A 12,589-nucleotide genomic window follows, 5' to 3' on the forward strand; every position below is an offset into this window, starting at 1 on the left:
GAAGTGAACCTACAAAATGAAAGATCAAGCCTACGAACTTTCCGTTCGCGGCAATTTGGTCCTGCCCGGCGGTAGAATCGTGAACAACGGCGTGTTGGCTATCAATCAAGGCCGCATAACGGCGATATTAGAAGACGGAGAGCCGTTTGATTCTAGCGATCATCAAGACTTTACCGGCATGTGGATTGTACCCGGAGCGATAGATGCGCATGTTCATTGCTTCAGCGAGCCTTCCGAGGGAATAACGGGAGCGACTCGCTCCGCGGCAGCGGGAGGCGTGACGACGATTATCGATATGCCGTACGATTCCGACGAACCGGTATGGACGGCAGAGCTTCTGGAAAGGAAAGCCGAACGGATTGGGTCGGAAGCGTTCGTTGACGTTGCCTTGCTTGCGACGATCCGGCCGGATGGTGATATGGACGAAATCGCCAGACTCGCTGAAGCAGGCGCTTGCGGCTTTAAGCTATCGACCTTCAATACGAATTCGTATCGATTTCCGCGAATCAATGACGGCGAGATGCTGGAAGCGTTCGAGCATATTGCCGCTCAGAAGCGCGCCGTCGGCCTGCATGCCGAGAATGATGAAATCGTTCGCCGGTTTTCGAAGAAGCATGAGGCGGGGGATGTGCACCATGATCCGCTGCTGCATTGCAAATCAAGACCGCCGGTTGCGGAAAGCACGGCCGTGGCGACCGCGCTTGAGCTTGCTTATTGGTCCGGGGCGCATGTCCACTTCCATCATACGACCGTTCCGCATGCGGTTAGGTTGGCGGAAAGCTATGCAAGGGAAGGCGTTGCCGTAAGCGTCGAGACTTGCATCCACTATCTCGTGCTAACGGACCGCGATATGATGCGGATGGGCGCCAAGGCTAAGATCAATCCGCCGCTTCGAGCGCCTAAGGATCAATCAGAGCTGTGGGAGCAGTGCAGAAACGGAGCTATCGGTCTCGTAACCTCTGATCATGCTCCTTGGAAAATCGAGAAAAAAAGCGCGTCGAACATTTTCGACAATGCTTCTGGTGCGCCAGGAGTAGAAACGCTTGTGCCGTTATTGTATGCCTTCGGCGTAGCGGAAGGGCGTCTGTCGATCCACGATCTTGTAAGGTTAGTGAGCGAAAATCCGGCAAGAGTATACGGACTCTCCGATCGCAAAGGGGCGCTCAAAATAGGCGCGGATGCCGATTTTATTGTAATCGATCCTGCCGCTCGGTGGGTGCTCGACGAGAACGACCAGCATAGCAACGCAGGCTGGAGCTTGTATCACGGACTGGAAATGAAGGGCCGAATTGAAGCATCCTACGTTCGCGGTCATGAGGTTTATGACGGCAAGTCCGTGTCCGATAAGCGCATCGGGCAATTCGTTAAGCCCGGCCATGTATCGTATTTGCCATTGAAACCTTACAAGGAGGCGAAGAGCAATGATTCGGTTATCGTTGAAGCCAAGTGAGGCCAGAATCTGGTCTGATATTGAGACGTTAAGCAAAATCACGAATCCGGAGCGGCCATGGACCAGACGTCCTTTTACGGCGCTATATGAAGAGGGACGCGCATGGCTTAAGCAGGAGATGGCGACGCTGGGACTAGAGGTATACCAGGACGCGGCATCGAATGTCATTGGCCGACTTGCGGGAAGCAAGCCGGAGCTGTCTCCGATTATGGTGGGGTCGCATACGGATACCGTTACAGGCGGCGGACGATTCGATGGCATAGCGGGTGTAGTTGTAGGATTGGAACTCGTTCGGATGCTGAAGGAAGCGGACATTCAATTGGACCATCCGCTTGAAATCGTCGATTTCACGGCGGAGGAGCCGACGGATTTCGGCGTTTCAACCGTCGGAAGCCGGGGGATGGTCGGCAATCTGAGCGAAGATATGCGCAACAGCCGCGATCCGGAGGGTCGCGTGCTGATCGATTGTATTGCCGAAGCGGGAGGCAATCCTGCTCGGATTGATCAAGAAGCAAGAAAGCAAGGGTCGGTAGCGGCTTATTTGGAGCTGCACATTGAGCAAGGCCCAGTCTTGGTGGAAACGTCCAGACCTCTCGGTGTAGTAACCGGGATTGTCGGCATTAGCCGCTATCAAGTAACGGTTATCGGGCAACCGGATCATGCCGGGACAACGCCCATGACGATGCGGCGCGATGCCTTGCCGGCGGCCGGGGAGCTGTTTGTCGAGCTGGAAACGATTTGCCGTAAAGCTTACAGCAGTCCTGTTGTCGGCACCGTCGGCGTCGTTAATGTTAATCCGAATGCGGCGAATGTAGTGCCTGGCGAAGTAACGTTCAAATTTGAGGTTCGCAGCATCGATGCCGCGTTGATCGCCGAAGTGTGCGAGCACTATTTGGAACGCGCCCGGGCACTTGTTGAGAATCGGGGACTATCCATTCGAATCGAAGCGTTGACCCGTTCGGAGCCGGTAACCGTTCCCGAGCACATCCGCAGCGCGCTTGCGCTCGCATGCCGTGAAACGCTAGGGAGCGACTCGCTGTATGCAGAGCTGCCTAGCGGCGCCGGCCATGACGGCAACCAATTGAGCCGGATTGCGCCGATCGGCATGCTGTTCGTGCCAAGCTTAGGCGGACGCTCCCATTGTCCGGAAGAATGGACGGATATTCAGCCAATCGCTCAGGGAGCGGAGGCATTGGCCCGGGCAATCATCCATTTGGATAAAAATGTTGTATAGAACAAACATGCAAAAGCCTAGCGACTCTGAGGTTGTTGACCTCCGTTTCGCTAGGCTTTTTTAATTGAAACAGGGATAGTCGCTTTATGGAGGAAGGTGTATGATCAATGCAAAGATTCCTTTAATTAACTGCTAGACATATGGAGAGAAGGTTGGGATATTATGATACCTTTATTCGGCAAAAACGGCGAAGTTCCCGCAAAGCTGACAGTCGCTTTCGCGGAGAGCAGCCTCTGGAAAGACGGAGGCGTGTTAGGCTGTCTGGACGCTTACTTCGGAAAGCACCACCCGAATCGAGAGATTCGTTTTGTTAAATGGGATGAGTTGGAAGCAGAGCCGATCGATTGGGTCTTATTAAGCTTGCATTCTACTGCAGAATCTTTGAATCGGCTCATCGAGAGCGTTCGTTCCTCCGGTGCTAAGGCGATCGTCGTCGTGGAGTCTGATTCAGCATTGATGAAGGAGAGTGCGGAACTTGATGCGGATTTTGTTGTGCGGCTTGACGAAATGCCGGCGGGGCTGCCTCAAACGAAGCTGGATTGGCTAGTTGCCAGAAGACTGATTCAAGCGTTGTTTAATATTACTTTGGAACGGGAGCTGCAATTGGATGACGGCATGACAGTCGGAGAATGGAACGGCTATAAACGAAGCGAGTTCATGCTGGAAGGAAGAGAGGGCTTCATCGTGGCCCCGCATGATCACGCTCCGGGAAAGCCGTGGCTATGGCGTGCCGAGTTTTTCGACGCCTTCGCAACCGTTGATCGGGCGCTTCTCAGCCAAGGCTGGGCAATCGCCTATTACAGAATCAGCGATCTGTACGGTTGCCCTGGAGCGGTAGAGTTGATGGAGAAGTTTCATAGATTCGTTACTGAGACTTTCGGCGTGGCCAAGAAGTCCGTACTATTCGGCTTCAGTCGCGGAGGACTTTACGCGATGAATTATGCGATTGCCTATCCAGGACGCATCCGATCCGTTTATTTGGACGCCCCCGTGCTCGACATCAGCAGTTGGCCGGGCGCCAAAGGCAAGGGAGTCGGCGCAGATTGGGAATGGAAAACAGAATGGGAACAGTGCAAAGCCGTCTATGGCATGACGGATGAGGAAACCGCCTATGAAGGCGTATCGCCTCTTGATCGGCTCGAGCCGCTGGCCCAGGCTGGAATCCCAATTATTGTCGTTGCAGGGGATGCGGATATTCCTGTTCCGATGAGCGAAAATGCGTCGGTGCTTGAGAGGAGGTACAGCAAACTCGGCGGTGGGATCGAGATGATCGTCAAGCCGGGGGTTGGCCATCATCCTCATAGCTTGGAGGATCCAAAGCCGGTCGTCGATTTTATTTTGGCGCATTGACGCGGTATTCATAGTTAATTCGACAGAGCTGCAGCAGCTCGTATTTGATCCCGCGCTTTGGGAGTGTGATCGTAATGGGAGCTGCTCCTCGGCGGTTTAACGCTGCGCGGACATTCTTCGAATCGTTGATCGCGTTTACGATCAGTTCGCTTGGCCTGCTTTGCCCCTTAATCGGGGCATAGTGCGTCATAAGAAACGTATCAACAGCGTTGTCTTGCGATTCGTCGCCCAGGGGCAGCAGCTGGAATTCGCTCAACATGCCTTCCTTTACTTTGGCGATCATGACGAACGAATCTTCAAAGTAGAGGACGTCTTGGTCGATCGCGGCTTGTCTCTCCACGATCTGTTTGTCGGATGCATGCTCCAGGTTGCGAATGCTAAGAAGGAGACGCTGCGCCTTCTCGAATTGCATCAGCTCCGCATAGCGCTCCATTTGCGCATATAACGTTTCGATCAAGCTTTCCCCCTTGTTCATGAGCAGTTCCGAAGCCTGGCGCACATTGTCCAAGTAATCCGACTCTGATATGAGTCCTTCACATACGCCGCTGCACTTGCCGATATGGTATTGCAGACAGACGCGCTTCGGCATAGGGGCGCAAGTACGCAGTCCGTAATGCTCGGCTACGACCGTCAGAAGCGCATCGCGATATCGCGAGCTTTTGAACGGACCTAACTTCTCTCCAGCGGTTTCCTTAGATCGGCTGCTCGATTGATTTCGGTAGTAGACTTCCAGTCTAGGAAGCTTCTCCTGCGTAAACTGCAAGTAGGCGTAGCCGCTTTCTTCTTTCATCAGAGCACGGTTGTATGGGGGCTTATGGAGCTTGATCAAATTATTTTCCAATAGAAGGCTCTCTGCCTCGTTATTAACGAGCACAATCTCGATAGAGGCTATTTCTTCTACGAGCTGTTTAATGCGTTTATGCTCATGCTGTTTGGCGAAGTAAGAGCGCAGCCGATTCCGCAAGCTTTTGGACTTGCCTATATATAGGATGCGCCCATCGGCGCTCTTCATCATATAGCAGCCAGGACTTTCCGGGTAATCGCCTGGTTGGAACAAGAACGGCATAGGCCTCAATCTCCTTGTACGGGCTTGTCTATTTCTGGCATAATGGAATAACTGCAGCTGGCAACTTATATATCTAGTAAACAAGCAGCATTGTAATTATAGTATACTTTGCTAAGTTATCGCACTCACTAACCGATAGGGTAAGAAAGGCGGACAATGATTTATGTACGATTTCATTAAAGCGATTATTCTTGGTATCGTAGAAGGGTTGACGGAGTTTCTTCCGGTATCGTCTACGGGCCATATGATTCTTGTAGGAGACTTGCTCAATTTCGAAGGGGACGCGGCGGATACGTTCAAAATCGTCATTCAACTAGGCGCGGTAATGGCGGTGCTCGTCCTCTATTGGTCTAGGTATATGGGCATATTGAAGGACATGCTGGCCTTTAAATTCAAGACGCCGGGCAAGCTGAATGCTCTTCATCTCATCATCGCGATGATTCCTGCGCTTATCGTTTATTTGCTATTGAAGGACTTTATCAAGGATGTGTTGTTCGGACCGGGTCCGGTGCTGATCGGTCTTGTTATCGGCGGCATACTGATGATTGTTGCGAGCCGCGTCAAGCGGAAGGTAACATCGGAGAATACCGACGACATTACATACAAGCAGGCACTGGGGATCGGCCTGTTCCAATGCTTGGCGTTATGGCCGGGCTTCTCCCGATCGGGCTCCACGATTTCCGGCGGCTTGCTGCTCGGAACGAGTCAGAAGGCTGCGGCGGACTTTACGTTTATTATATCGGTGCCGGTTATGTTCGGGGCGACGATTCTGGATATGTACGATAGCCGCGAGCATCTGACCTCGGACGCGCTGCTCTTGTTCCTGATCGGCTTTATCGCGGCCTTCGTTGTCGCTATGATTGCGGTTGTGACATTCCTTAACTTAATCAAGCGGTTGAAGCTGGAATGGTTCGCATTGTACCGCTTCGTGCTTGCGGCAGTATTTTACTTTTTGGTGATGCGCTAGTCCATAGGAGCAACGCGTCTATCGTAGGAGGATTGCAGCTTGGGGACGGATATACACAATTGGGAACCTATAACTCTATCGGAAACGGAGCGTATTTTCTCCGTGCTCCCCGTGAAGTGGATGATAGCCGGCGGTTGGGCATTGGATCTGCATGCGGGCAAGCAGTCCAGGCCGCACGGCGATATCGATATCGTTCTTTTCCGAGAGGAGCATGTCGCCGCATTCGACCTGTTGTCGGCAGAATGCGAGCTTTACAAAGCGGAGAAAGGCAAGCTTAGCAGATGGCGGCAAGGCGAGTACCTAAGCGCGACAAAAGATATTTGGGCTCGCAGGATAGGCGGATCGTCTTGGGCGTTCCAAATGATGCTCGTCGATACAGAGCAGGGGGACTGGGTGTACCGAAGAGAAACGGCGATTCGCAGAGCTGCTGCTGAAATACTTGTCCGCACGAAGGAAGGCATACCGTACTTGAGGCCGGAAATACAGCTGCTGTACAAGGGAGGAAGCTCGGACATTAGGGAAAAGGATGAGCAGGATTTGCAGCGGATGCTCCCCCTGCTTTCCGAGGACGAGAAACAATGGCTTACCTCTGCGTTAATTGCCCAATTTCCCAGAGGGCATAGATGGGTCGACGCTATTCGTCAAACGTACAGCGTTTGTCGAACGGCAATCGATAACGTCGAAGGTACAAGGTGAAAGTAATAAGACAATATGTCGATGTGTGAGACTAGGGGATACGAGTTTCATAGGATCAGCAGCAGTTTCAAAAAGTCACTTAACTATGAACCTCAACTTTCCGCTTTGCAGTGGATGGCTTGAGGTTTTTGCGCATTAATGGGGATGTTTTAGACGCACAAACGCTTGTTGTACATAGCCTTCATCCGAATCCGACTGTGTTGACCACCTTTGCTTACTGATGTTACGTTTGCCTGTATTTCATACAATCTAATCGTCCCGATCGCTTGTGAAGTCACTTTTGAGTGGAAAACATACAGTCATAACCGGCATTTTAGCCCTCAGCAGCTTCTTTTCGTCTATTTGACTGTACAAAATCCAATCAAACTCTGAAATCTTCTCGTTCCTCGCTTTTTGATTGTATGAAATCCATTCAAAAAGCGAGCTCTATTAAGGCGAAGAGTCGAATCTTGTCGCATATACAGTTATGAAAAAGCTGGAAAATACTCATTTTTATTTTGGAAAAAGTCTGCTATTCTACCTAAGAACGGATCATGGGAAAGGAGCGACCACATTTGAAACCGGTCACGGTATACGACATAGCAAGGGAAGCGAACGTCTCGGTAGCGACGGTGTCGCGTGTGCTTAACAACACCGCTCCCGTGAAGAAATCGACGCGCGAGCGGATCGTCGAGCTCATTAACAAGTATCAGTTCCAACCAAACGCGCTGGCTAGAAGCTTATCGAAGAAGGAGACAGGCATGATCGGGGTCATATTGCCGGACATTACGAACCCGTTCTTTCCCGAGGTGCTGGCAGGTTTGGAGCAAGAGGCGAGAAGCAAGGGATATACTTTTTTTCTTTGCGATACCGCATCCACGAACGGCGATTCCAAGGAGCAGTATGAGCGTGAATCGCAATATTTAAATATTTTGCTGGAGAAGCAGGTGGATGGGATCGTCATGATAGGCGGCCGAATTAATCTAGCCAGGCCGACGAAGGAGCAGGTCAGCGAAGTAATCGAGGTTAGCAAACGCGTGCCGACGGTGTTGATTAACGGGAGCTTGCCCGGCCATTCGATGAACCGTGTATTTGCCGATGAACGTGAAGGCGCCGTGCTGGCGACCCAGCATCTGATTGATCTAGGGCACCGCGATATCGCCTTTGTAGGCGGTTATCGAGGCATGTCCAACACGCTGCAGCGTATTCAAGGCTACGTTCGCACAATGGAGCAGAATGGACTGACGTTTCGCAAGGAATGGCTGCTCGATGGGGGCTTCTCGGTCGAAAGCGGCAAGCGGTTCATGAATCAGCTGCTGCAGGAAGCGGAGCTTCCGACCGCTATATTCTGCGCGAACGATCTTGTTGCGATCGGCGTCATGAAGGCTGCTTACAAAGCAGGCATGTCCGTGCCTCAAGATCTGTCGCTAGTCGGGTTCGACGATATTCCGTATGCCGCGAACAGTATTCCCGAGCTGACAACGGTTTCTCTGAAATGCTACGATGTGGGCCGCAGCGCCGCAGACGTGCTGCACCAGCTGATTACGAAGACGAAAGCGAATAAGCATACGAGAGTAAGACCGGAGCTCATCATACGAGAGACGACCGCGGTTCCGAGATAAGCAAGGAGATAAGACGAATTACGGCTCTAAAAAAAACTTATTGACAACGCTTTCATCGTTGAATAGAATCAAGGTGTCTAAACTTTGGCAGTTGTCACACTCACAAATGAAACCCGTTACATTTCATTTTCGGTGCTTTCACACATACGACGATCCGCACACGATACACGTCAGGATACCGCAGAAAAAACATTTATTGTTTTTTTGAATTCTAGCCAGTCATTTAGAATTCTGCGCGAAACGATTGCTTAACGCCGCCACTGTAGAGGCGTTTGGCCGTTCACGCTCGGTCGATTGAGAGTGTATTTATTTTTGCCAAAAATGTAACGGGTTTCATGAAACGGGTTACATTTTTCGATTATTATTGCGGGCATTCGCGATTAAATACTAAATGCTGTAGGGGGTTAAGGCATGAGCATGGACATTCAGGCGAAGGCAGCCGTTCAATTCGAAGCAGAAGCGGTACGCATTCATGGCAAGCCGCAAGTGCTGCTAAGCGCGTCGTTATTCTACTTCCGCATTCCGAGGGCTTACTGGAAGGAGCGGATGGAGCAGCTTAAGGCGTTCGGTTACAACAGCATCGACGTCTACTTCCCTTGGAATTATCACGAGCTGGCGGAAGGTGTATGGGATTTCGGCGGCGAGCGTGATATAAGCGCTTTTCTGGCGGCTGCCGCGGAGGTTGGACTGTGGGTTGTAGCCAGACCTGGACCGTATATTTGCTCGGAATGGGATGGCGGCGCTCTGCCGGCGTACTTGTTCGCTAAGGACATGAAGCTGCGGGATAACGACGATACATTCCTGCGGAGCGTATCAAGCTGGTACGATCGCGTATTGCCGCTGTTGAGAGCTTACCAGGCGGGAGAAGGAGGTACGGTTATCGCGGTGCAGCTCGACAATGAGCTGGACTTCTACGATTGCTCCGATCCGGCTGGATACATGGCCGCGCTTCGCGATATGACATTGGCTCACGGCATTTCGGTACCTATCTTCGCCTGCGCCGGGCAAGGAGGACTGCCGCAAGCTTCCGGTCTTGCGGACGGAGTCGTTCCAACCTGCAACTTCTATCCGGACAATCGCGATCCGGAGTTTGAGTCCAAAGTATTGCATTATCGCGAGTTGTTGGCCGAGCGGAACTCCCCTCTGCTCGTAACGGAGACGAACAGAGCGCATTACTTGCTGCGCAGGTTGTTAGCCTGCGGCGCCAAGCTGCTTGGGCCTTATTTACAAGTATCGGGCACGGACTTCGGCTTCACGAACGCAACGAACAATTGGGGCATGCCGCTTGCGTTCATGACTTCGGATTACGACTTCGGCGGCATGATTTCGCCGGAAGGCCATATTCGGCAGGAAGCTTACGAGGGCAAGCTGCTCGGACGCTTGCTGGAAGCCTACGGCTCATCGCTTGCCGCAGCTTCGGTAGCAAGCGCGGAGGAAGCAGCGAATATGGCAGTTGCAGGGGAAACGAGCGGAGTCGCTGGACCGTACGCATTGACCTTGCAGGGCGGAGGGCAGCTGCTGTTCATAACGAATTTGGACGATCGCGACAAGGAGCTTGCATTCTCGGATGCACGGTTAGCAGGCAGACCGGCGACGTTCGTGCTAAAGGGCGGTCGATCATTGGCGCTCCCGGTGCAGCTGCCGCTAAACGGCTGGGGTATTCAAGGGAGGCTTGCTCAGTCGACAGCGGAGCTCTATATGGCGAAGCGGCTGGCAGGCGGCGCGGCGATTGCGTTCCACGCGGAAGGAAGAGGCCGCATCGAGCTTGAGCTTGGAGAAGGCTGGTTCGTGGAGAAGTCGCGTCATCTAGCAGCCGAGCAGCGAGATAGCATGCTGCAGTTAAGCTTCGAGGGAACGGAGGCTGCCGAGTGCAGCATTCGTCTGGCGGACGGAAGCGAGTTAACGCTTTATGTGCATAGCAGAGAGGATGCGCTTATTGCCGAGCCATTCGATGAGCTTGGAGCGATCGCCTTCGGCGAGATAATCCGTTACGAAAGTGCCGAGGAGCATCCGACCATCGCTTATGAGATAAGCGCAACTGATGAGGCTAAGCCGATCAACTCTCGAGAGCCTCTAGTCAGCAGAGCAATGGAAGCAAGCCGCTTGGAGACGTTAGGCGTATATAGAGGTTATTCCTGGTACGAAGCCTCTGTCGATGTATCTGACGGCAAGCCCGTGCAAGGTATTCTGCTTCGCGAAGCAAGCGATGTCATCTCGCTGTATGCGGACGGTGATTATGTCGGTACGGCAACGCCGGGCGGCGGCAGCCGCTACATGCCGCTGGACGAAGCGCGTCCGTTGCAGGCGGGCAGGCTCACCGCCCGAACCGAAATATGGGGTCATACGAACTTTGATGACCCGAGGCTTCCGGCATTAAGACTGAACGCGACGAAGGGAATGTCCGGCATGGCAGCGATAACGGCTGTGCGCGATCTAAGCCGGAATTGGAGCGTATATCGGGCAGACAGACGTGAGCTTCAGGAAGAGCTTATTGGTGACATCGATCGAAATCTATGGCCGATCGTCAGCTTCGGCGGCTGGTTGTCTCCCGATCATCCGGCATTCGAATATTATAGCCGGACCTTCCGGGCAGCGGGGGATGCCGATTCGTGGACGCTTCATTTTCAAGGCTTGCAGTCGCATGCGAAGGTGTATGTTGCGGGTACGGCTGCCGAGCTAGCAGTCAACCCATTCGATCCTTATGTCGACATTACCCCTTATGTAGAAGCAGGCAAGGAGACGCGCTTGAGCTTATTCATCGAGAGAGTGCTCGGATTGCCATCCGGCAATGTCATTTTATACGAGGGCAATGATGCGACCGATTGGTCCGTCAGCGGCGCGGAGGAGCAGCAACTGGCAGCGGCAGCAGACGGGGAGCGCGATCAAGCAACGCAAGTGGAGCTGCCGATCTGGCTTGAGCCGGGAGCAACAGCTTGGCTATATGGGAAAGTCGTCAATTCCAGCTCGGGAGCAGGCTGGCGCATGATGTTTACTGGCAGGGGGCTGAAGCTGACCGTTATGATGGAGGATCGCATCGTAGGCAGACTATGGCTGCCAAGCGGTGATGATCGGCCGGTGCTGACAGGGGGCAGCCCGAACTCGGCTTACTTGCCGGGTGCTTGGCTTCAAGGGGGTGAAGGCAGAGTCCGGATATGGCTGGAGGCTGTCGATCGCAGCAATAAGGGTACACTGGATTCCATCTCGTTCACGCCTGTTCAATGCTAGGCAACAAGGAGGGATTACGATGTCAACCGCTCTGAAAACATCCGTCCCGAGCAGCAAGCCCCTGCCTGCCGGCTCGGGACGGCTCAGGCGCTTTTGGAATAACAAGACGTTAATGCTTATGTGCTTGCCTGCTATCCTCTTCTTTATCATATTCGCCTACTTGCCGATGCCGGGCTTGTACCTTGCGTTCATCCAATACAATTACTCGGACGGCATATTCAAAAGTCCATTCGTCGGCTTCGACAACTTCCGCTTTCTCGTCATCAATGGCGACTTATGGCGGCTCACCTTCAACACGGTAGCCTACAATCTGGTCTTTATCGTGTTAGGCAACTTCCTGCAAATATTCGTCGCAATCCTGCTTAATGAGCTGCGCAAAAAATGGTTCAAAAAAGTATCGCAGACGCTCATGTTTCTTCCACACTTCATCTCGGCCGTGCTCATCGGCCTCATTGCCTACAACATCCTCAGCTACGACTACGGCCTGTTGAACGGGATACTCGAATCACTCGGCATGGATCCAGTCAAAACCTACTCCAATCCTACGATCTGGCCGTTCATTATCGTCCTCACCTTCTTATGGCAGGCTACCGGCTACGGCTCCATCATTTATTTTGCGGCTATCATGGGTCTCGACAATGAAATTATTGAAGCCTCGGAGATTGACGGGGCGAACGCGTTCCAGCGCATCCGCTACATTATTATTCCTTGGCTGAAGCCGACGTTTATCATTCTAATGCTCTTCTCGCTCGGCGGCGTGCTTAAAGGCAATTTCGGACTCTTTTACAACCTTGTCGGGGCGAACAATACGGCGCTGTATCCGACGACGGATATTATCGAGACCTACGTATTCCGGGCGCTTATGACCAACTTCAACTTCTCGCTCGGCAGCGCCGTGAGCCTCTATCAATCCGTCTTTGGTTTCATCGTTGTCATTACTGCGAACTGGCTTGTGAAGAAAGCGTCGCCCGAGAACTCCCTATTCTAACCCATTAGGAGG

The 12,589-nt window shown here is 52.7% G+C and carries 9 protein-coding genes; 8 read left to right on the forward strand and 1 reads right to left on the reverse strand.

Going from position 1 to position 12,589, the window contains the following annotated elements:
• The first annotated feature begins 16 nt into the window (after positions 1-16).
• The 3 genes from V8F51_RS18920 to V8F51_RS18930 all read left to right on the forward strand — a co-directional run bounded on the left by V8F51_RS18920 (position 17) and on the right by V8F51_RS18930 (position 4,034).
• On the forward strand, positions 17-1,450 hold the full coding sequence (locus V8F51_RS18920; RefSeq protein ID WP_337101942.1) for a dihydroorotase: 1,434 nt from the start codon (positions 17-19) through the stop codon (positions 1,448-1,450).
• Positions 1,422-2,684, forward strand: a complete 1,263-nt coding sequence (locus tag V8F51_RS18925; RefSeq protein WP_337101943.1) for a Zn-dependent hydrolase — start codon at positions 1,422-1,424, stop codon at positions 2,682-2,684. Before V8F51_RS18920 ends, V8F51_RS18925 begins: the two co-directional genes overlap by 29 nt.
• Positions 2,685-2,846: 162 nt before the next feature.
• A complete protein-coding gene (locus tag V8F51_RS18930) occupies positions 2,847-4,034 on the forward strand; it encodes an alpha/beta hydrolase (RefSeq protein ID WP_337101944.1) in 1,188 nt (395 codons plus the stop codon).
• Here the strand turns inward: V8F51_RS18930 and V8F51_RS18935 are convergent.
• Positions 4,018-5,100, reverse strand: a complete 1,083-nt coding sequence (locus V8F51_RS18935; protein WP_337101945.1) for a GIY-YIG nuclease family protein — start codon at positions 5,098-5,100, stop codon at positions 4,018-4,020. The genes V8F51_RS18930 and V8F51_RS18935 overlap by 17 nt on opposite strands.
• A gap of 163 nt (positions 5,101-5,263) precedes the next feature.
• Between V8F51_RS18935 and V8F51_RS18940 the strand changes: the two genes are divergently transcribed.
• The 5 genes from V8F51_RS18940 (at position 5,264) to V8F51_RS18960 (ending at position 12,577) form a co-directional block, all read left to right on the forward strand.
• The gene (locus V8F51_RS18940; protein WP_337101946.1) at positions 5,264-6,067 is read left to right on the forward strand and encodes an undecaprenyl-diphosphate phosphatase; all 804 of its coding nucleotides are present in this window, start codon (positions 5,264-5,266) and stop codon (positions 6,065-6,067) included.
• 39 nt (positions 6,068-6,106) lie between these two features.
• The gene (locus V8F51_RS18945) at positions 6,107-6,763 is read left to right on the forward strand and encodes a nucleotidyltransferase domain-containing protein (RefSeq protein WP_337101947.1); all 657 of its coding nucleotides are present in this window, start codon (positions 6,107-6,109) and stop codon (positions 6,761-6,763) included.
• A gap of 554 nt (positions 6,764-7,317) precedes the next feature.
• The gene (locus V8F51_RS18950) at positions 7,318-8,364 is read left to right on the forward strand and encodes a LacI family DNA-binding transcriptional regulator (RefSeq protein WP_337101948.1); all 1,047 of its coding nucleotides are present in this window, start codon (positions 7,318-7,320) and stop codon (positions 8,362-8,364) included.
• Positions 8,365-8,775: 411 nt separating this feature from the next.
• Complete coding sequence (locus V8F51_RS18955; protein ID WP_337101949.1) at positions 8,776-11,589, forward strand: beta-galactosidase; 2,814 nt, start codon at positions 8,776-8,778, stop codon at positions 11,587-11,589.
• 19 nt (positions 11,590-11,608) lie between these two features.
• The gene (locus V8F51_RS18960) at positions 11,609-12,577 is read left to right on the forward strand and encodes an ABC transporter permease (RefSeq protein ID WP_337101950.1); all 969 of its coding nucleotides are present in this window, start codon (positions 11,609-11,611) and stop codon (positions 12,575-12,577) included.
• Positions 12,578-12,589: the final 12 nt, after the last annotated feature.

The sequence above is a fragment of the Paenibacillus sp. YIM B09110 genome (genome assembly GCF_037167145.1).
Taxonomy (GTDB): Bacteria; Bacillota; Bacilli; order Paenibacillales; family Paenibacillaceae; genus Pristimantibacillus.

Excerpts from the sequence above, each read along its gene's own strand:
- V8F51_RS18935 (WP_337101945.1), bottom strand. The coding sequence starts at position 5,100 with ATGCCGTTCTTGTTCCAACCAGGCGATTACCCGGAAAGTCCTGGCTGC.
- V8F51_RS18930 (WP_337101944.1), top strand. The coding sequence starts at position 2,847 with ATGATACCTTTATTCGGCAAAAACGGCGAAGTTCCCGCAAAGCTGACA.
- V8F51_RS18955 (WP_337101949.1), top strand. The coding sequence starts at position 8,776 with ATGAGCATGGACATTCAGGCGAAGGCAGCCGTTCAATTCGAAGCAGAA.
- V8F51_RS18925 (WP_337101943.1), top strand. The coding sequence starts at position 1,422 with ATGATTCGGTTATCGTTGAAGCCAAGTGAGGCCAGAATCTGGTCTGAT.
- V8F51_RS18940 (WP_337101946.1), top strand. The coding sequence starts at position 5,264 with ATGTACGATTTCATTAAAGCGATTATTCTTGGTATCGTAGAAGGGTTG.
- V8F51_RS18960 (WP_337101950.1), top strand. The coding sequence starts at position 11,609 with ATGTCAACCGCTCTGAAAACATCCGTCCCGAGCAGCAAGCCCCTGCCT.
- V8F51_RS18920 (WP_337101942.1), top strand. The coding sequence starts at position 17 with ATGAAAGATCAAGCCTACGAACTTTCCGTTCGCGGCAATTTGGTCCTG.